12 protein-coding genes are annotated in these 18,587 nt (G+C 46.3%); 7 read left to right on the forward strand and 5 right to left on the reverse strand.

Features of this window, described 5'->3' with window-relative positions; translation table 11 throughout:
- The first annotated feature begins 143 nt into the window (after positions 1–143).
- The 3 genes from NI467_RS09580 to recD all read left to right on the forward strand — a co-directional run bounded on the left by NI467_RS09580 (position 144) and on the right by recD (position 9,822).
- Positions 144–3,851 (forward strand): exodeoxyribonuclease V subunit gamma, encoded by a 3,708-nt coding sequence (locus NI467_RS09580; protein ID WP_253152628.1) that lies wholly within the window; start codon positions 144–146, stop codon positions 3,849–3,851.
- A 2-nt stretch (positions 3,852–3,853) separates the two neighbouring features.
- Entirely contained in the window at positions 3,854–7,969 is a 4,116-nt protein-coding gene (locus tag NI467_RS09585; protein WP_253152666.1) for a UvrD-helicase domain-containing protein, read from the forward strand.
- Positions 7,970–8,040: 71 nt separating this feature from the next.
- Positions 8,041–9,822, forward strand: a complete 1,782-nt coding sequence (gene recD, locus NI467_RS09590; RefSeq protein WP_253152629.1) for an exodeoxyribonuclease V subunit alpha — start codon at positions 8,041–8,043, stop codon at positions 9,820–9,822.
- Positions 9,823–10,450: 628 nt separating this feature from the next.
- On the opposite strand, the gene NI467_RS09595 is transcribed toward recD, so the two are convergent.
- Complete coding sequence (locus NI467_RS09595) at positions 10,451–11,311, reverse strand: IS982 family transposase (RefSeq protein ID WP_253152630.1); 861 nt, start codon at positions 11,309–11,311, stop codon at positions 10,451–10,453.
- Positions 11,312–11,699: 388 nt separating this feature from the next.
- Between NI467_RS09595 and rpsO the strand changes: the two genes are divergently transcribed.
- The 3 genes from rpsO to NI467_RS09610 all read left to right on the forward strand — a co-directional run bounded on the left by rpsO (position 11,700) and on the right by NI467_RS09610 (position 15,698).
- Entirely contained in the window at positions 11,700–11,969 is a 270-nt protein-coding gene (gene rpsO / locus NI467_RS09600) for a 30S ribosomal protein S15 (protein WP_151204808.1), read from the forward strand.
- Positions 11,970–12,217: 248 nt separating this feature from the next.
- Complete coding sequence (pnp, locus tag NI467_RS09605) at positions 12,218–14,305, forward strand: polyribonucleotide nucleotidyltransferase (RefSeq protein WP_171480687.1); 2,088 nt, start codon at positions 12,218–12,220, stop codon at positions 14,303–14,305.
- Positions 14,306–14,441: 136 nt separating this feature from the next.
- Positions 14,442–15,698: a magnesium transporter CorA family protein gene (locus tag NI467_RS09610; RefSeq protein WP_253152631.1), complete on the forward strand. Its 1,257-nt coding sequence runs from the start codon at positions 14,442–14,444 to the stop codon at positions 15,696–15,698.
- 89 nt (positions 15,699–15,787) lie between these two features.
- On the opposite strand, the gene NI467_RS09615 is transcribed toward NI467_RS09610, so the two are convergent.
- Positions 15,788–16,051, reverse strand: a complete 264-nt coding sequence (locus NI467_RS09615) for a YdcH family protein (RefSeq protein WP_151204805.1) — start codon at positions 16,049–16,051, stop codon at positions 15,788–15,790.
- A 91-nt stretch (positions 16,052–16,142) separates the two neighbouring features.
- Positions 16,143–16,472 carry a chaperone modulator CbpM gene (locus NI467_RS09620; protein ID WP_151207372.1) on the reverse strand — a complete coding sequence of 110 codons (330 nt, stop codon included), beginning with the start codon at positions 16,470–16,472 and terminating at the stop codon, positions 16,143–16,145.
- A 126-nt stretch (positions 16,473–16,598) separates the two neighbouring features.
- Between NI467_RS09620 and NI467_RS09625 the strand changes: the two genes are divergently transcribed.
- Positions 16,599–16,778: a hypothetical protein gene (locus NI467_RS09625; protein ID WP_253152633.1), complete on the forward strand. Its 180-nt coding sequence runs from the start codon at positions 16,599–16,601 to the stop codon at positions 16,776–16,778.
- Positions 16,779–16,965: 187 nt separating this feature from the next.
- Here NI467_RS09625 and NI467_RS09630 read toward each other — a convergent pair whose 3' ends face one another.
- Both NI467_RS09630 and hslO read right to left on the reverse strand, forming a co-directional pair.
- The gene (locus tag NI467_RS09630) at positions 16,966–17,427 is read right to left on the reverse strand and encodes a DUF2147 domain-containing protein (RefSeq protein ID WP_151204803.1); all 462 of its coding nucleotides are present in this window, start codon (positions 17,425–17,427) and stop codon (positions 16,966–16,968) included.
- A gap of 258 nt (positions 17,428–17,685) precedes the next feature.
- Positions 17,686–18,561 (reverse strand): Hsp33 family molecular chaperone HslO, encoded by an 876-nt coding sequence (gene hslO, locus NI467_RS09635; RefSeq protein WP_151204802.1) that lies wholly within the window; start codon positions 18,559–18,561, stop codon positions 17,686–17,688.
- Between the last annotated feature and the right edge of the window lie 26 nt (positions 18,562–18,587).

Genomic DNA, 18,587 nt, shown 5'->3' on the forward strand with positions numbered 1-18,587 from the left:
TCAAACATCAATAAGATGCTTTTTTCAAAGAAATTTTTGAGCAAAATATGGGTTTTAAAGTCGCATAGACCAGTCGCGAAGTATAGTAAATAATCTTTATTGTTTTGTACTAAGGCTGCATTTTTTTATATTCAGGGGAAGCCATGGCAATTCATGTTATTCAGAGTCAACGTATTGATGTACTTTTGGATAGTATGCTGCGTATTGTCAATCAGGCAGCACAAAATCCGTTCGAGGTGTTACAGCCGCGACATTTTATTGTGCCATCACCGGCGGTGGAAGCTTGGCTGACCCAGAAAATTGCCGAAAAAAAGGGGATCAGTGCCAATACCCAGTTTCATCACCGCATTCGTGCCTTTCAATGGAGTTCCTATCAGTGGGTGCTGAACAGTCCTAAGGAAGTTGAACAGGTGCGTGAGGCCAACATTCCCCGGATTATCATCAAGTGGCGGATGTTTCAGGCCCTACGTAAATATATTTTACCCGCTGAGATGTGTTTGGATGTAGACCATCCGCTGTATTCTATTATCAAGCGGATTTATGACAGTGCTGACCGTCTGGAGCAGGGCACCGAAAAACAGCTGAAAAAGCAGAGCATGTTGTACTGGGTGGCCGAACAGGTGTCGCGTCTGTTTAGCCATTATATGGACTATCGCGGTTATTGCGCACGTGGCTGCCCTCCCCAGCAATGTAGCTGCCCGACGAACTGGTTGCAGGCCTGGGGGCAAGATATTGCCCTGGATGTTGAACAGATGATCTATATGCCAAAGGATGAAAACGGGCAGGTCATTCCAGTCGGGGATTTTGTCAAAATCCAGGCACGTGAGCTGGAAGCCTGGCAGCGCTGGTTATGGCAGCATGTGTTTCAGGATGATTATGCCAAGATTCTGGACATTGAACAGCTGTACTGGGAACGGCTGGAAAATCCGGAATCTCAGGCTGAGGTATTGAAACGTTTGCCCGCTCAAGTGGTGGTCTTTAGTTTGCTGGAACTGCCGCCAGGCCAGCTGGATTTCTTGCGCCGTCTGGGCCAATACATTGATATTTATATTTTCCATTTTAACCCTTCACAGGAATACTGGGCTGATAGTGTTGACCCCGACTGGAAGGCGCGTTATGACCTCGGCGTGCAGGAACGCTTTATCCGTAAATATGAGCAGAGCCGGGGACACAAGCCAAGTGATGAAGAAATCCAGCATTTTTTTAGTGCATTTCAGTTGAATTTCAATGCCGAAGACCGTGAGTCCCGTCATCCCTTGCTGACCCGTTTTGGCAAGCAGGCCCGCGATCACTTCTCACTTCTGTCCAAACTGTCCTCGGGGGAAGAGGGGCTTTGGGCGGATGCCTTTGTGGATGAATATCAAGATTGCTTATTGGCCAAGTTACAGTCCGATATCCTGTATCTGCTGGAACCTGAAAAACATCAGTATCCGCTCAAACCTGACGATGATTCACTACAAATTCATGTCTGTCATTCTTCCTTGCGCCAGCTGGAAGTCCTGAAAGAGCAGATGATTCATTGGCTGGCTCAGGGAACGGAAGAAAAGCCGCGCCAACCGAGTGATATTCTGGTGCTGGCCCCTAATCTGAAAGAGCTAGAACCCGCGATTCGTAGTGTGTTTGCGCCACCACCGCGCGAACGTGAGCCAGGCAGTCCCAGACTGCAAAAAGACAGCCTGTATTTACCGATCCAGATTGCCGGTGTATCGCGTCTGGATGTCAGCAATGCATGGCGCGCAGTCTTAGGCCGGATTCAGCTGGTGCATCAGCGTTTTAGTATTGAAGATTTTGCCGACTGGCTGAGCTTGAACGCCACCCAGCAGCGTTATGCACTGGACTATAGTCAGGTCGAGCGCATGTTGCAGCTGCTCGCTGAGGCTGGTTTTAAGCGTGGGCTGGACCAGCAGCATTTACAGCAAAGTCTGAGCAGTGGGGATGAAGATTACCGTTACAGTTTTAAATTCGCCCTAGACCGTCTGGCTTTGGGTATGGCGATGCCCGAGCATCGCCTGTTTCAGGACACCTTGAGCTATGCTCGGGTGCTAAGCAGTGATTTCCCTTTAATTGCAACGCTTATTCAGATTTATCAGGATCTGGTGCAGCGTCGGGACTGGCTGATGCTCCATGAGCAAGGGCAGCGTACGCCGGTGAAAACCTGGCTGGAATATTTATGGAATGATCTGAATGAATTTCGGGAGGCGGGGGTAGACGCCCTGAAAACCGTGGCCGAAATTATTGACAAGCAGCTGCGGATGCTGACCTTGGCAGATTATCACGATCAGGATGATCTGTATGCCAGTCAGGAACTGGTCGCGCTCAGTCTGCCGCTGCCGTATGTACTGGAAGAAATCCAGAATACGCTCGACATGCAGCTGGAACAGGCAGAACCCAGCGGGCAGATTACTTTTAGCCAGATCGGTCAAATCCGCCCCTTGCCTTATAAACTGGTGGTCATGCTGAATCTGGACAGCGGCAAGTTTCCGGGCCGACATCAGAAAGTGCCTTTTGACCTGATGAGTATGCTCAAGCCGCAGCTTGGCGACCGTTCACGTCTGGATGATGAGCAGGGAGCTTTTTTAGATGCCTTGTTGCTGGCACAGGAAAATTTATGGCTATTTTATAATGGCTTCGATGTAGATGATGGTGAAGCGCGTGATCCATCCATGGCCTTGCAGGAGCTGATCCAGCATATTGGCCTGATCTGTGAGTCAGAGCAGCCGGATGCTGAAGTCGATGCTATGGTGGAACTCAATGGCCTGACTGTGGCCAAGCATATCCGGCAGCTGTATCATGTCCATCCTTTACAGCCTTTTGACCCGGCCGGATTTACCGTGGCCAGCACACCGCGCTTTCAGGACCAGTGGTTTGCTGTAGCAGCATATATCCGTAACGCTGCCGGCCAGCGCAGCAGCTGGATCAATGCGCACTATCCTGCGCTGGAGCCTCAGGAAGTTCGAGTGCTCAAAGGCGAGGAGTGGATTCGGGACATGATTTTCCCCGCACGCTTATTTTTAAAAAGTGTCGGGATTTCCAGTGTCAAATATGCCGACTTGCCGAGTGCCAGAGAGCCTTTATTACTGAATAAACTGGAACAGTATCAGGTCCGGGATTTTCTGTTACAGCAAGAACAGGAAATCGAGCCGGAGCTAATGCTGGATCGTTTGCCGGTTGGCAAAACCCGTCAGGCTACCTGGCTGAGTAGCCAGCAGGAGCAACAGCGATTGCAGCAGCGCCTGCTTGAGCTGGATAAAGAGCTGACCCCGGTAACTCAGCAGACCTGGAAGTTGAGTTCTGAAATTTTGTTAAATATTACCGTACCGCAAGTGGCGCACAGTGCCTATTGGCTCAGTATGCAATCTTCTTCGGCATCGGAAAAACGCCGGGCACAGGTCTGGCTGGAATATCTGCTGTGGCTGGCTTTTATTCATGATGATGCGCGCGCCCCGGTGCTGGAACGTATCGTCATTTTCAGCGATAAAACCCTGAAATTTTCCGGGCTAAGTTCGAGTAAGGCACGTGAGTATTTACAGTTCTGGTTCAAAGCCTGGGAAATTGGACAAAAACAGCCGCTGGTCTTGCCAGCTGAATTATTGATGAAAAAAAACTGGAAGTGGGCTGAAAATGAACACGGGCAGATGACGATTGTCGAAATGCAGGAATTGCTGAACGGTTGGAATAATCGTTATGAAAGTAGCAGGCCGTTGACCAGTGATGAATCTAACCAGCTGCATCAGGACTGGCAGTTTATATTGCAGGATCAGGACCCGGATCAGGCTCTGGAAACGTGCTGTCATCATTTTGCTCATGCCCTGTATGCGCCCATTCATGACCATCTGGAGTGGGTAAAATGAACATGTTGCTGTCAGAAAACCAGAAGCAGAGTGTTTCGACCAATCCAATTCAGGATATGCATTTTCATGGTCTCCACTGGATTGAGGCTTCGGCGGGGACAGGGAAAACCTATACTTTATCCAGTTTGATGGTGCGGATTTTTCTGGACCAGTATTATCCGCATCAGGTGATTGCAACCACCTTTACCCGTAAGGCCACCGCTGAACTGAAAAACCGGGTGCGCTTAAGAGTCGAAGAAACCTTAGCTTATATTCAGCGCCATCAGCAGCTGAATTCGGTTCAGCTGGCTGCTCAACTGGAACGTGAAAATGATCCGCTGTTCCAGCAAGTCTTGAAAGATTATGGTTCACGGATGGACTATGCCCGGCGCCGCTTGCGTCTGGTATTGAACCAGCTGGATGAGTTGTTTGTTGGAACACTGGACAGTTTTAGCCAGAAGCTATTACGTGAATTTGCCTTTGAAAGCGGCAAGATTGAACGTGCAGAGCTGACGGAAGATCAGGATGCTTATATCCAGCAACTGCTGCATGATGGATTAAGGGAATGGATTCAGCAGCAGCCACAATATCTCATTAATCATCTCTATTTACACAATCTGCTAAAACCGGCAGAGCATTATATGGGGCTGGTACGGGATGCCCTGAATTTTAAGGCTCAACATTTTCAAAAACTTGAAGCAGTCAAGTGGGATCTGGCCGAGCTTGAAGATTGTGTGGGACGTCTGCTCAGCATCCATGAAGATGATCTGGCGTTATTGCGTCGCTATTGTCAGGACACCCCGAAGTATTTTCATAAGAGTTTTTTCACCAAGTTAACAAGTATATGTGAAAACTTTATGACGTGGATGGCAGCAGTCCAGACCCAAGGGGCACTGAGCTTTTTTGATCCCGAGCTTGCGCAGGTATTGTTGGAATTGTGCTATTTGCGCCGCAAGAAAACCGACTTTCTGCCCAGTACGCAGGTCTTTAACAAAAGTTGTCCGGAAGTAGAGCAGCAGCAGATTCTGCAAAGTCGCTTGATTGTGGCAATTGATCATTTATGTGACATCAAGCAGAAGCTGGATCAGCAGCTCAAGCAGTTGACCCAATATCTGGAACTTCATCTGATTCAGAGCGTGCAGACCCGTTTACCGCAAACCTTGCAGAAACAGGGGGAAACCACTTTTTCCCAGCAAATCCGCACGCTAGCCGAAGCCTTACAAGGACAGCAGGGCCAGCGCTTTGCCGAATGTGTACAGGCGCGTTATCCGCTGATTCTGGTCGATGAATTTCAGGATACCAACCAGGATCAGGATGACCTGCTGGCCAAAATCTGGCGCGATGCCAAACGGGTGCAAGCCGGATGCATGATCATGGTCGGCGACCCGAAACAGGCGATTTATGGTTTCCGCGGCGGAGACATGCTGACCTATAACCAGGCACGTGCGGATGTACTGCAAAAGCAGGGCCGGATTTACACCCTGATGCAAAACCACCGCTCGGTGAAACCGCTGGTTGAGGTGGTCGATGCGCTATTTCAATGCCAGATGGATTTTGGTGAGCAGGTGCACTATACCCTGATTCAGGCGGGTAGCCGTCCTCATCCGGCGCTGGTTGAAAACCAGCTGGAAAATCCGCATCCCTTGCGCTGGATTCAGCTGGGGGAGCAGGACGTTGAAGCTGATCAGGTGGTCTGGAAAATTAGGGAATTGCTGAATCGCTCGGCACAGAAGCAGCTTTATTTTCAGCAGGACCCGCTACAGCCACTGTTCGCTGATGACATTGCCGTGCTGTCTTTTGGTCACTTTCCGCTGGAGCAGGTCAAGCAGCGTCTGCAGCGCATGGGAATTCCCTGCTATAAGGAATCCAGACAAAGTGTTTTTGCCAGCCCGACTGCTCAGGATGTTGCTGCGGTTTTAACCGCCATCATGGACCCGTTTAATGAGGCCAAAGTCAAACGTGCACTCTTGACCCGGCTGCTGGGATTTAATCTGAAAAAACTGATTGACCTGCAACAGCAGAGCGAGGGTTTAAATCGCTATATTGCCGATCTGGACAGTATTCGGGAGATGTGGTTCGAGAAAGGCTTTCTCACGGCCTGGACGTATGCGCTGAACCTGTTCCAGGTCTGGACCAATCTGGTGGCCAGTCAGAGTCTGGACAATGAGCGGGTGGTGGTAAATGTCCGCCATCTGACCGACATACTGTGTCAGCAGAGTGAATATTATCAGGGCGCGCAAAAGCTGTATCACTGGTATTTGCGCCAGTTGCAGTCTCCTTCCGGCAAAGACAATGAAAAAGAACGCAAGCTGTCGGGAGATCATGGGGTTCAGTTAATGACCATTCATGCCTCCAAGGGACTGGAGTTCAAGGTGGTCTTTTTGCTGGGCGCGGATGCCGCGACTGATATGCATAAAGGAAACCTGAATTTTTCGCTTGCGACTGCGGGCCAGGACAATATACTGGAACAGTCCCGGGTGATTAGGGTCAATCACAAGGATTTGCATGCACAGGCCATTCAGCAAAATGCTGCGCGTAATGCTGCCGAGAATCACCGGCTCTGGTATGTTGCGCTGACCCGGGCCAGCCATCGGGTTTATGCCCTATTGCAAGATCAAAGCGGACAGACTGAGGCAGGTCTGGCGTTCTGGCGTGGGCAGGGCGAGGCAGCTTTTCAGCATCCTTACAGTCTGATCGAGCAGTCCTTAAGTCAGGAACCCGCCCGTATTCTGGCGCAGCAGCAAACGCCGCCTGAAATGCAGGCACAGGCTTTGCCGCAGCGGCATTTTTATCCCCGCAGCCGGACCAGCTTTACCGCTTTGGCCCAGCATCAGCTTCGACCTGCTGTGCTCCAGGATGATCTGGTGAACCATGCAGAAGTCGTCGACAGTGCGGCCGATGAAATAGAGATTAACCATCTGGATCAGCCGGCTCAGGAGCCACTGGACTGGCTCAAGCTGAATTTTCCCAAGGGCACCGTTGCCGGAACTTTCCTGCACAGCATTTTTGAGCATCTTGACTTTCAGGATCGCAGCTACTGGAATCTGGAAATTCGTCGCCGTTTTAAAAACACGGCACCGCAGATCTGGCAGGAACTCAAAGAAAAATTCCTGCAGGCATTTCAGCTGCGAGCTTTGCTGGAGCAGGCGTTTGCACAGGATTATCAGCATGCTTGTGTGAATCTAAAGACCTTGTTGACTCAGGTTGCGCAGCACTCGGAGTTTTCGGCAGAAGCCCTGCAACAGAGTATGCACCGTGTACTTTCCAGTCTGAACTATAAGATTCTGACCGGTATTCGCCTGCATGGCCAGCGTGACAGCTACCGGCAGGAATTGCAGTTGTTTTTCAAGTCGGTACAGCATTTGCAACAGGCCGGATTTTTAGCTTTTCTCGCTCAGTTCCAGCCCTGTTTTTCCGAGCTGGATGATGAGCCTTTTATTCAGTTTTTTGAGCAGGAACTTGCACAGCTGAGTGCAGCGGCTTCAACCGTGCCGGTAAATGTTGAGGTTGTTTTTCAGGATGCCTTTCATGCCTTGATGGAGGAAGTTCTGGAAGATATGGTACTGAATCTGATGCATGGTTGGGTTAAGGAAATCCTGTCGACCCCCCTACAGGCTGATTTTGCCTTGGAGCAGTTGCAGGCAAAGGCGTATTTGTCAGAATTTCCATTTTATCTTTCCTTGACCGATGCACCCTTGCAAATCCGCCAGATTCATCAGCTGTTTGCCGAACAGGGCATTGTCATGAGCGAGTTCAATGAGGCCAAATCGGCCCGCTATCTGACCGGCTCAATTGACTTGGTGTATTTTGATGGCCAGCGCTATCATATTGCGGACTATAAAAGTAACTTTCTGGGGCCAGACCAGCAACATTACGCGGCAGAAGCCATTCAGCAGAATATGAGCCAGTCCAGTTACTGGTTGCAGGCCGCTTTATATCTGGTGGCGTTGCATCGTTATCTGTCAGCCAATATGCAGGATTATGCTATACAGCAGCATCTGGGTGGAGCGACTTATCTGTATCTGCGAGGGATGAATGGTCAGGCCGGACAGGGAGCTTATCATTGGCAGCCGGACATAGAATTCCTGTTAAAACTGGATCAAATTTTGGGTTACTTTGAACAGCAAAAACGGGCTTAAGGTAGCGATTTTGGAAAATTTATACAGCTTAAACAGAAAACTAGCCTGTGGATAACTTTGAGGATAACTGTGTGGAAAATGAGCAGATTCACGTGTCGCAGCCAGTCTCTTCTTTGAGGGGATGGATTGACTATCTATGTCAGCCCCCTTTTAGCCCGGCACCACTGGAAGAAACTGCGAAACAGCTCATTCAACAGGTGCTGGATGCCATGCAGGAAGGGAACAGCTGTATACCAGCGAGCGTGGAGCAGGTAGCGTTCTTGCAGCATCTGGTCTGGCAGTGTGAATCCTCCGCTACAGGTGCTGCGCCTTTTGTTTTTGAAAACCAGTCGTTGTATCTGTACCGTTACTGGCAGCTGGAGCAGTCTGTCGCAGCTCACATTGCCAGAATCAAGCTGCAGGCTGTTCCGACACTGGCCTTAACTGCGTGTGAACGTAAGCTCTTAACGGATCCCCAGCAACAAAAAGCTCTAGAAATGGTGGCTCAACAGGCGCTGAGCATTATCACCGGGGGGCCGGGAACCGGAAAAACTTATACTTTGGCGCATATTATTGCGGTCTTGCACGAAACTCTTCCAGATATCCGGATTGCTATGGCGGCTCCGACTGGAAAAGCAGCACAGCGTATGAAGGAAGCCTTGCAAAACGCCCTACAGAGTGAAGCCCTAAAGCAATTTGACCTGGCAGCATTGAAACAGGTACAACCTGTTACCTTGCACCGCCTGCTGGGGCTTGGACATCAGGGCCAGCCGCGTTTTCATGCCAGACAGCCTTTGCCTTATGATGTGATTGTGGTGGATGAAGCCTCCATGCTGGATCTGAACCTGTCGCAGATGCTGCTGGCAGCAGTTGCTGATCATGCCCGGCTGATTTTATTGGGGGATGCCGATCAGCTGGCTTCAGTGGATGTCGGCACCGTGCTGGCTGACCTGCAACAGGTTCCGGTCTTGCAAGAGAATCGCGTCCATCTGATCACCACACGCCGTTTTGCGCCGGGTGCCAGGATCGGTGCGATGGCCAATTTTATCCAGCAGTCACACCCGCCTTCAATGGTACTCAGCCACTTTGAGCAGGCCATTGTCCAGGAAAGAGAGCTTCAGGCCATTCAACCCGATCAGGTGCCTGTCGATCTGCTGCAATTGCAATATTTACCAAAGCGTGAAGCGAAACCCGATCCATTAATGTTGGAGCAGTATTATGCGCAGCTGATGTATGGCTATCAGGCCTATGTCAAGGCTGTCTTAGGTGATTCATCCACTAATTTTAAAGCCTATGTCCAGCAGGTCGTCAGCTGCTTTGATGATTACCGGATTTTAACGGCTATCCGGCATGGAGACTTCGGGCTAAACAAGATTAATCAGCAGATGGAGCAGCGCTTTTTACAGGCCTCAGCACAGCTAAAGCAAGGGGAATGGTATAAAGGCCGTCCGGTGATGATGACCTATAATGACTACCAGTTGGGCCTGTCTAATGGCGATATCGGCATCTGTTTCTGGCGAGAGCAGCAGGATCAGGCCCAGTTTGAAGTATATTTCCCCAGTCTGGAAAAATGGGTGCCTGCTACGCGTTTACCCAAGAATATCGAAACCGCATTTGCCCTGACCATTCACAAGTCACAAGGTTCAGAATTTACCCATACTGCGGTCGTGCTGGATCAGCAGGCCAAAAGTCTGCTCAGTAAGGAGCTGATTTATACCGCGATTACCCGGGCAAAAAAAGTAGTAAGCTTGCTGGTTGATCAGGAGGCCTTTATACAGGCCCTCTGTGTAAGAACCACACGGCACAGTGGCCTGAGTTTAAAAATTATCGAATGTTGTAGTAATTTGTTGGCAAAAAAGACGAAGTCTTTGTAGGTAAAAGCTTACAAGCATTCAGGAAATTGCCGCATAGAGCTTTTGCATAAGATTTGAGAAGATTGGTCACACAAAGAGTTCAACAAGGAAAGTTGAATATAAATCGCATAATAACAACAAGAATGTCTAACGACAGCGAACTTACAGTGAAGTAAGTGAATGAGGAAACTTACAGCCGCTAAGCCTTGTAGTTTTGGGAGAGACTACAGGGCTTTTTTATTGCCTGCTTTTAATGAATTTTGCTTTAAATGAATTATTTAAGTACAGAAAATTACGCAATAAAATTTCGTAAGCCGGGTAATTAAATAGGTTATCAGTGTAACATTGTGCAAGCTTTGCGTAACTTATTGTATGAAATGGCTTACACGTACAGAGGATAAACACCTCTAGTTCTAATTCTCGATTATGGCAAAATCTACCATATCAGGACGATGATTGTTAAATTACAGGATGTATCTTTAACATAATAATAAGCCTAAAACGCAATAAAAAATACAATAAATAATATGATAAAGAAGAGACCACAGCGCGAAAAAGCCCGAGTTTACTCGGGCTTTTTTTTATCGATGTTTATCACTGCATGCGCGGCTTAAAAACTTTTATATTACCTGAATCCTGTTTAAGCCAACTATTCGATTACTCGAATGGTTGGCTTATTTCTGTGGCTCAATTGATATGCGCACAATGAAGCATAAATCCCTCCTAGAAATCCACAAACACTACGTACTCTACTCGTCACTAAATTGTACTGTCCTTTCAATAAGCTGAATAACGTTTCTATTTTATTGCGCTGCTTTAAGTGATATTCATCAGATTCTTGTAGTTGAATAAACTTCATATTCTTTCGATGATAAGTAATTAAATCAATACCTTGATCTTTCAACCTACTTTTTAAATCTTGGCTGATATAACCACGATCCGCGTAAAGCTTTGCTTCTAAGCCTTCAACCAAATGCTCAACCATTTTTATGTCAGCCACATGTCCATTGGATAATGCTGAACAAACTATTTCTCCAAGTTGATTCATCACAACATGTAATTTACAGCCGTAGAACCAGCCCATTGAGCTTTTACCGTGAGAAGCAATTTTAGATAATGATTTATGGCGTTGAATCCGTTGGTTTTTACAAACAGGTAAAGTGGTTGAGTCAACCCATAAATATTGGCTCCGTTGACCTTTCATTAAGGCTACATGTAAAGCATGTAGTGCTAATTGATGCATATTAATCAGGTGAATCATGCGTTGATAACAAGGTAAGTTTTTAAATAAATGACTTTTATCCTGTTTCAGCCATGAAAAAAATGCTTTGAAATTATTGAAGTGAGAACACTTATACCAAATGGCGATAAAGATGATTTCAGAGATACTCAGTTGCGCTTTTCGGATTCTTAAGCAGTGATGGCTTTGCTTGAGGAATTTCCAGTAGGTTGCTTCAAATTTAAGAAAGAAATCATCAATTACACAGAATAATTCGGTACTATTGAACATCGGGACTAGAGTTGTGGGTTTTGTGTGGTAACTCAACTGATGGCTCTAGTCCTTCTGTTTTTCAAGTCCATTTCTTATCCGCGATTCGGGTTATATTAAATATTCTCGTTTTTGTATTTGACCTCATCAGGTTTATGGCATGTAAAGCCATTTCTTCTGGGCTTTATAAAAAATCACTGTAGGGTGTGATTGCTTGAATTGAAGCAAAGATGACAGAAACAAAGAAAAATAGTCTGACATCTATTGATAAAAGCCGGATCTATTTTTGCAATCTGGCTGAATTTCCCTTAAAATATGCAACTTGCTGTAGTGATGCACGGCAGTCAAGGTCTTGAATTCTCATTACTTTGATTTTTATCAAGATATATAAGCATCTCGGAGAAATCGAATGGCTTTAACAAACGCAGATCGCGCAGAGATCATCGCTAAATTTGCTCGCGCTGAAAACGACACGGGTTCCCCAGAAGTTCAAGTAGCTCTTTTGACTGCTCAAATCAATGATTTACAAGGTCACTTCAAAGAGCACAAACACGACCACCATAGCCGTCGCGGTCTGATCCGTATGGTTAACCAACGTCGTAAGCTTCTTGACTATCTTAAAGGTAAAGACACTACTCGTTACGGCGCTTTGATTGCTGCTTTAGGTTTACGTCGTTAATTCGATTTAAATCTTTATTTTCGGATTATTGCATTTTGAATGCCATATTGATGAAAACAAAGTTCGACCTGGCAAATGTCAGGTTAGAGGAAGGGGCGAATGTTTCGCTCCTTCTTTGTGTTTAAAAATCATGTTTATTTCTGGTGAGGTCGGCTTCTAAGCTTTGTCATTTACTCGGTTCTGTACTGTGAATGCCAAACCTTAGGGGTCTCCACTAGAATAAAATCAGGAAAAAATAAAACATGTCGATGTTTAATATTGTTCGTAAAGAATTTCAATTCGGTCAGCACACTGTAACTTTAGAAACCGGTCGTGTGGCCCGTCAGGCAAACAGTGTCGTAATCACCATGGGTGGTGTACAGGTGCTTGTAGCAGTTGTTGCACAACCTAAAGCAAAAGTAGGACAAGACTTCTTCCCTTTAACTGTTAACTACCAAGAAAAGCAATATGCTGCTGGCCGTATCCCGGGTGGTTATGGCAAGCGTGAAGGTCGTCAGTCTGAAGCTGAAACTTTAATTTCACGTTTAATCGACCGTCCAATTCGTCCGTTGTTCCCGGAAGGTTACTTCAACGAAATTCAGGTCACCGCAACCGTTATTTCTTCTGACAAAACGATGGATGCTGACATTGCTGCAATGTTGGGTACATCTGCAGCATTGTCTATCGCAGGTACACCGTTCCGTGGTCCAATCGGCGGCGCACGTGTAGGTTTGATCAACGGCGAATATATTCTGAACCCGAACCTAGAACAACTCAAAGAGTCTGATCTTGATCTTGTGGTTGCGGGTACAGAATCTGCAGTACTGATGGTTGAATCTGAAGCGAAAGAACTTTCAGAAGACCAGATGCTGGGTGCTGTATTGTTCGGTCATGACGAAATGCAGATTGCGATCCAGGCGATCAAAGAATTTGCTGCAGCTGCTGGTGCAGTTGAGTCAACTTGGGTGGCTCCGGTTAAAAACGAAGAACTTCTTGGCAAATTGAAAGAAGCATTCGAAGCGAAAATTTCTGAAGCTTATACGATTGCAATCAAACAGGACCGTTATGCGGCCCTTGATGCACTTCAGGTAGAAGCCTTAGCTCAGTTCGTTCCAGAAAATGACGAAACCGGTCTGGCTGACGAAGTCAACGAATTATTTGAAGATCTTAAATACCGTACCGTACGTGACAACATCCTGTCTGGTAAGCCACGTATTGATGGACGTGATACCAAAACTGTTCGTGCAATCGACGTACAAGTGGGTGTACTGGACCGTGCTCACGGTTCTGCATTGTTCACACGTGGTGAAACTCAGGCACTGGTAACCACAACTCTGGGTAATACCCGTGATGCGTTGATGGTGGATACCCTTGCAGGTACGAAAACTGATAACTTCATGCTTCACTACAATTTCCCTGCATACTCTGTGGGTGAAACTGGTCGTGAATCTGGTCCTAAACGTCGTGAAATCGGTCATGGCCGTCTGGCGCGTCGTGGTGTTCAAGCCGTTCTTCCTGCCGCTGACCGCTTCCCGTATGTGATCCGTATTGTGTCTGACATTACGGAGTCAAACGGTTCGTCTTCAATGGCGTCCGTATGTGGTGCTTCTCTATCACTGATGGATGCAGGTGTGCCACTGAAAGCACCAGTTGCCGGTATTGCAATGGGTCTGGTGAAAGAAGGCGAGCGTTACGCAGTTCTTTCTGACATCCTGGGTGATGAAGATCACCTGGGTGATATGGACTTTAAAGTCGCAGGTTCTGCAAACGGTATTACTGCGCTACAAATGGACATCAAGATCGAAGGGATTACTGAAGAGATCATGGAGTCTGCATTAAACCAGGCTTATGCGGGTCGTATGCACATCTTGAACGAAATGAATCAGGTGATTTCACGTGCACGTCCAGAGATTTCGATGCATGCGCCGACCTTCCAGGTCATCAATATCAACCCGGACAAGATCCGTGACGTGATTGGTAAAGGTGGTGCGACTATTCGTCAGATCACTGAAGAGACCAAAGCTGCAATTGATATTGAAGATAACGGGACAGTACGTGTATTTGGTGAAACTAAAGCTGCTGCACAAGCGGCTATTGCCAAAATCCAGGCACTGACTGCTGAAATTGAACCGGGTACAATTTATACAGGTAAAGTAATTCGTATCGTTGAATTCGGTGCTTTCGTTAATATCCTTCCGGGTACAGATGGCTTACTGCATATCTCTCAAATCTCGAACGAACGTATTGCAAACGTGACCGATGTATTGAAAGAAGGTCAGGAAGTGAAAGTACAGGTTGCCGATGTTGACAACCGTGGCCGTATCAAATTGACGATGAAAGACATCGAACAAGCTTAATCTTTAAACATTCACATCAGTAAGCTGATGTGAATTGAAAAAATCAGCCTTGTGTATGACCTGAGTGATGACTTGGGTTTGCACAGGGCTTTTTTATGGCATGATGTAATAAAATTTGCAAAATAATAATTGAGATATGCAAGAGTATTATTTCTATCATCATTCCACTAGCCAGCATATTTATGTGCATGATCACCTAAATCCTGAGCTTGAGCCTGCTTTTATCTGGCTGGATTGTACCCGTGAAGATGTGGTCAACCGGGCCGAGCAATGGCAGCAGGAGTTGTATGCCAAAACCGGGCTTTGGGTCAATGAATACCATCTGCGTGATATTTTAAATCTGGAACATCCTTGCACTTTTGATACGCTGGAAGATTATGACCTGCTGATCTTCCGTAAGCTGATCAGTCCGCAGGATCAGATCAAGCTGGAATCCCAGATTCATGAAAAACACGAACGGGTGTTTGGTCTGGCCACCACTCCAGTGAGCCTGATCATGACACCGCAGGTGCTGGTCAGCATACGCGAACAGGGCAATAAAGAAGTCGAGAGTTATATCCAGCGCATTAGTACACTGCTGGCCCGCTCAGTCGAGGAGCATTATAAGCCACGGAAACTGCCGGCTACTCCGCTAGATTTAGCCTTGCGTTTGCTGAATAACATGGTAGACGGTTATCTGGATCTGCGTACTCCGTTGACCAAGCGGGTAGAGTTCTGGCAACAGGAACTCTTGCAGGGGCATCGCCGCTTTACCAGATGGCATCAGCTGTTACAGGAAAATATGGCTTTCCAGCAGGTAGAAAATTTATGTGAAGAACAAATTGAAATTCTGCAGGAGCTACGCGATGAAATTGTGGATAACTATCCGCATCTTAAAGGAAAAAAACGCAATGAAAAGCAGGAAATCATGCTGATACGGGTGGATGACCTGACCAGCCATATCGAAAGAATTCAAAAACACACCACACGTTTGCGTGGAGCAGTACAAACGGCGATTGACTTACATTTTTCCGCAGTTGCCAACCAGACCAATGAGAATATGCGTATTCTGGCCATCATCACGGCGATCTTTGCACCGTTGACCTTGCTGACCGGTATTTATGGCATGAACTTTGAATATATTCCCGGACTCAAGTCGCCTACAGGTTTCTGGATCATGCTGGGGATTATGCTGATCACTACCGTCTTGCTCGTTTATTATTTTTATCGCCGGCATCTGGTGGGACGTGGTGAAAAAAGTGTGATTGATATGCTGGCACAGGAACAGGTGAATCAGCAAATGAACTTACTCTGGTTTATCGGCTATGAGCCGATTAAACACAGCCTGACCGGAACCGTCAAAGGCACAGTGAAGACCATGAAAATGATGGAAAAGTTTAGCCGCCTGAAATAGAAAAATGTATCTCTGCCAGACGATCTTTAAAAATGCCGATTGCGCTTAATAGCTAAACCGGATGAAGCGCTACATTTTAAGGATGAGTCTTACTCCAGAGGATCAGCTTCTGCATTTTTCAGGAGACGGTAAATTTCATCTTTGAGTTTAAGCTTTTTACGTTTAATGACTTCAATGTCATTATTCACATGATTCACCGGATCGAGCTCAAGTTGGACAATCTTTTTGTCCAGCTCATTATGCTCTTCAAACAGGCGGGCGAAATGTGGATTTTCTTCGCGAAGCTGCACAATTAAATCGCGATATTCGGGAAACATATATTTCATTTTTTTATTGCAGTCTTTAGTCTTCATAGAAATTCAGGAACTCTCAAAATCAAAGAAAAACATACTATGCCCTGACTTTATTCAGCAATTTGAATAGGAACAGGGCATGAGAAAAGGCCTATTTAAAATGTAAGTGTTTAATCTCACGGCGCAATTCCTGTACCTCATCAATCAGGTCCAGCATCATTGCCACTGCACTGAAAGAAGCGTCAAAATCGCGCTGCAGACGGTAAGCACGTTGTGCACGCGAAATATCCTCACCTAAAAAGAAGCTCGTTTGTGTGGTGGAGCGATCCGGTAAAATGCCATGTTCTATCAGCTGCATGACCCATTCCGGACTTTGGCCGCAGACTTCAGAAAAATGAATCAAATCAAAGGTGCGATCATCCATAATTTCAGAAGGGATAGAACCGTGTGAGAAATTCTCTTGATACTGAATTGTAGTCATAGGTTTACTCCTTAAACAGCCAGGCGAGAGCTTCAACAGGAAATGATGCTGAAGAGTGAGATAAGCTTAAGTAGCCCAAATCTCGCTGCTCTGCCCCCAATGGCATGCTATAGCAGCTGCCAAAGCTTGGAAATGAAACAAGATGAAACCCGACAGGGTCTCCTCTGGAGCTTTGCCTTTAAAACGGTTAGACTTCATATGTTTAAGAGCAAGCTGTCGAGTTTCTATGCGGGTACTGTGACCTGCGCTCCTGCATCCCTTCTTAGTCACTTGGTAGAAGAAACAGGTGCCAACTTTGAACTGTAATTGAACCATCCAAAGCAATTGAAGCCGAGACTGAAGCTTGATCATCATTTTTGAATAAAAATTAACCGCCTTCCAACCATTATTGTGATTTTCTGAATATTGAAACAGTTATTATTTGTACCTTATTGTTTCAAAACATGACCAATAAAAAAGCCCCTGCAAGAGGAGCTTTAAAAAGCTTAGAGAATTAGTATTTTACCCAAGTTACGCTACGACCAATAACTGAAACTCCGACATAGCCGCGTAAGGTTAGACGTTTACCGTTGGCACTTAAACGTGCCTTGCCCTTGTAGACTTTACCGCTGATCGGATCTAAAACCTTGCCATCATGGTATTCACGCGGCTTTTTTGGGTCTGCTTTAAAATCCCAGATAAATGGCAAACCTAGGAAAGGCTTGTTTTTGAGCTGACCTGGACACTTATGGCAGATCCCCATTTTTTCTGCACCCGGCAAACTGCGAGTTTCGACGATGATGCCTTCATAGCTGCCATCAGGTTTTTTACGGATTTCAACATCTGCACGTGAATATCCAGATTGATCATCAATCGTTTTCCATTTCCCCAGTAATGGATCATCGGCTGCAATACTTAAACTTGCCGCTGTTGCCAAGGTGAACCCCATTATTAAACGATTTAAATTTTTCATCATAACTTGCCTGTTGACTAATGATTATCCGTATTAGATTTATTACTCTAATTTATTTGCAATCATTAACAAAATCAATACCATGAACAGTGACAAGCATCTCGCTTATTTAAAATAAAGTGAATGGTGTTTGTTATAAGGTAATTAATTATTAACAAATCAAAAGGTCGGTTTTATTTAAAAGAGGAAATTTGCAACGATGTTATCGAAATATAAATAAAAAAAAGCATTCTTGACGAATGCTTTTTTTTTGAAACTGACTTAACTTAGGTGTTCGCCAAACAGGCCTAATGCTTCTTCAGCAGTAAAGGTGTAATGGCTGTTACAGAACTGGCAGTCCATTTCAATCGGATTCTGAAATTCCAGGGTTTCACGTACTGATTCGACCCCAATCTGCTGTAAAGCAACTGCACAACGTTCTTTAGAACAGGTACAGCCAAACTTCAGCTGTTCTATTTCGGGCAGGCGAACTTCTTCTTCATTATATAAACGGTAAAGAATTTCGTTGGCTTCCAGACTGATCAGCTCTTCTAGCTTTAAGGTTTCGGTCAAGATGGTTAGACGCGGCCACAGGTCTTCATCCACACGGCGCTGTTCTTCTTCACTATTGCGGGGGAGAAGCTGGATCAATAAGCCGCCTGCACGCTGGTGATCACTGGCCAGGACAATGCGGGTCGGAATCTGGGCAGACAGGTCATAGTATTGCATCAGGCAGCCGGCCAGATTTTCCTGATCCAGAGGAACAATCCCCTGATAACGCTCACCCAATTCAGGCTCAATATTAATAAACAGTACCGGATTGATCAGGGTTTTCAGTACCGTACTGCTGTCGTTTGCCTGCTGAAAATGTGGATCTTCTTCATAATCTGCCAGCGCACGCACTTCACCCAAATGGTTACATTCAGCCATGGCCCATTTAAACGTACCAGAGGCCTGAATTTGCAGACTGATCCGCCCTTTGATTTTTAAAGTGCTCGCCAGCAGTGCTGTCGCACTGAGCATCTCACCCAACAGGATTTTAACGGCAGGCGCATAGTCGCGCTGGGCTAAAATAGTTTGTAAAGCTTCTTCAAGATGCACCACTTCACCACGAACAGGGCTATCTTCAATAAAAAAGCGTTGGCGTAAATCAGACATAAAATTCTCCATAACCCTGCTTTAAT

Origin of the sequence: Acinetobacter sp. S4397-1 (genome assembly GCF_024129285.1) — a bacterium.
Lineage (GTDB): Bacteria > Pseudomonadota > Gammaproteobacteria > Pseudomonadales > Moraxellaceae > Acinetobacter > Acinetobacter lwoffii_C.

What these genes read in the sequence shown, in the direction of transcription:
- NI467_RS09595 (WP_253152630.1), bottom strand. Translation starts at nt 11,311, where the DNA reads ATGTTCAATAGTACCGAATTATTCTGTGTAATTGATGATTTCTTTCTT.
- NI467_RS09580 (WP_253152628.1), top strand. Translation starts at nt 144, where the DNA reads ATGGCAATTCATGTTATTCAGAGTCAACGTATTGATGTACTTTTGGAT.
- NI467_RS09630 (WP_151204803.1), bottom strand. Translation starts at nt 17,427, where the DNA reads ATGATGAAAAATTTAAATCGTTTAATAATGGGGTTCACCTTGGCAACA.
- NI467_RS09615 (WP_151204805.1), bottom strand. Translation starts at nt 16,051, where the DNA reads ATGAAGACTAAAGACTGCAATAAAAAAATGAAATATATGTTTCCCGAA.
- rpsO (WP_151204808.1), top strand. Translation starts at nt 11,700, where the DNA reads ATGGCTTTAACAAACGCAGATCGCGCAGAGATCATCGCTAAATTTGCT.
- NI467_RS09585 (WP_253152666.1), top strand. Translation starts at nt 3,854, where the DNA reads ATGTTGCTGTCAGAAAACCAGAAGCAGAGTGTTTCGACCAATCCAATT.
- NI467_RS09620 (WP_151207372.1), bottom strand. Translation starts at nt 16,472, where the DNA reads ATGACTACAATTCAGTATCAAGAGAATTTCTCACACGGTTCTATCCCT.
- pnp (WP_171480687.1), top strand. Translation starts at nt 12,218, where the DNA reads ATGTTTAATATTGTTCGTAAAGAATTTCAATTCGGTCAGCACACTGTA.
- hslO (WP_151204802.1), bottom strand. Translation starts at nt 18,561, where the DNA reads ATGTCTGATTTACGCCAACGCTTTTTTATTGAAGATAGCCCTGTTCGT.
- NI467_RS09610 (WP_253152631.1), top strand. Translation starts at nt 14,442, where the DNA reads ATGCAAGAGTATTATTTCTATCATCATTCCACTAGCCAGCATATTTAT.